At 50.8% G+C, this 1,055-nt stretch carries 2 protein-coding genes; both read right to left on the bottom strand.

The window, feature by feature from the left end; translation table 11 throughout:
• On the bottom strand, window positions 1-589 hold a 589-nt coding region (locus BLW34_RS15360), incomplete at its 3' end, for a reverse transcriptase domain-containing protein (RefSeq protein WP_256203840.1).
• A 250-nt stretch (window positions 590-839) separates the two neighbouring features.
• The coding region (locus BLW34_RS16680) for a hypothetical protein (protein WP_090581425.1) at window positions 840-1,055 on the bottom strand (216 nt) is incomplete at its 5' end.

The following is a 1,055-nucleotide window of genomic DNA, read 5'->3' as shown; positions in this document are numbered from 1 at the left end:
TGATCACACCACCTTGTGGTGTTCCTCGCTCTCTTACCTGTATTTTCCCATCGACCATTTGCACCGGTGCTCTCAGCCAGCGTTTAATATACAGCAACACCCATTTTTCCTGCGTGTGCCTGCCAACTGCGCGCATCAATAGCTGATGATCAATGCTATCAAAGTAGCCTTTGATATCGAATTCCAGTACCCATTGATAACTCCAGCACCGTTTACGCGTTATTGCCAGCGCCTGATGTGCTGATTTCCCAGGCCTGTATCCATAGGAATCCGGATGAAAGTGCTTCTCCAATTCCGGTTCCAGTACCAGCTTAACAACCGTTTGCGCAATGCGATCTGCTACCGTTGGAATGCCCAGAGGGCGAATTCCACCATCGGCTTTGGGTATCTCAACACGCTTCACCGGTGGTGGATGGTAACTCCCGGATGCCATGCGATTCCACAGCTTGTACAGATTGTTACCAAGATCCTGAGCAAGATCCTCCAGAGTCTGAGCATCAATTCCTGCACCACCTTGATTTACTTTGACTCGCTTGTATGCCTCCCATACTTGTCGTTTATGAATAGCAAATGGTTTTGCCGGGTTCAATAAAATCCTCCTGTTCCCAGTTGTTTTATCGCTCCCAGCCAGATAGGGCAACTCCTTCGCTCCAGAACCATTACAGTCCCTTCTTCACTACTAGGAGTTGCTCCGTCCCTGTACTCCGCATCGGTACTCTCACACTTGGAATGCGTTTCCTTGTGTTTCTCCCTTAGCATCGGAGTGACAGGTTCCCACGTTCCACACAAAAGCCTAGATCGCACTCTCGCCACCTCCATGCCGGATGCCGACCGGGCCGTCAACAGGCACCTCCCGGACTTATCCTGCAGTAATGAAACCCCCGCAGTTTTGACATCATCTCCACGTTTCGACACGTCATCAGTGGTTCATTTTCATTCGACTTTGCGATCCATACCTGACCAAATCGAGTCCGGCCTTTTCCTAGCTCGCTCACTACCACGCCTCTTAAACGCAGCAGCAGTAGGTGGTTTGAAGCCTCCGCCTGTACGGCGAC

It is taken from the genome of Nitrosomonas sp. Nm58 (assembly GCF_900107335.1).
Taxonomy (GTDB): Bacteria; Pseudomonadota; Gammaproteobacteria; order Burkholderiales; family Nitrosomonadaceae; genus Nitrosomonas.
Note: the sequence above shows the minus strand (reverse complement) of the source record. Positions and strands in the feature narration are given on the sequence as shown.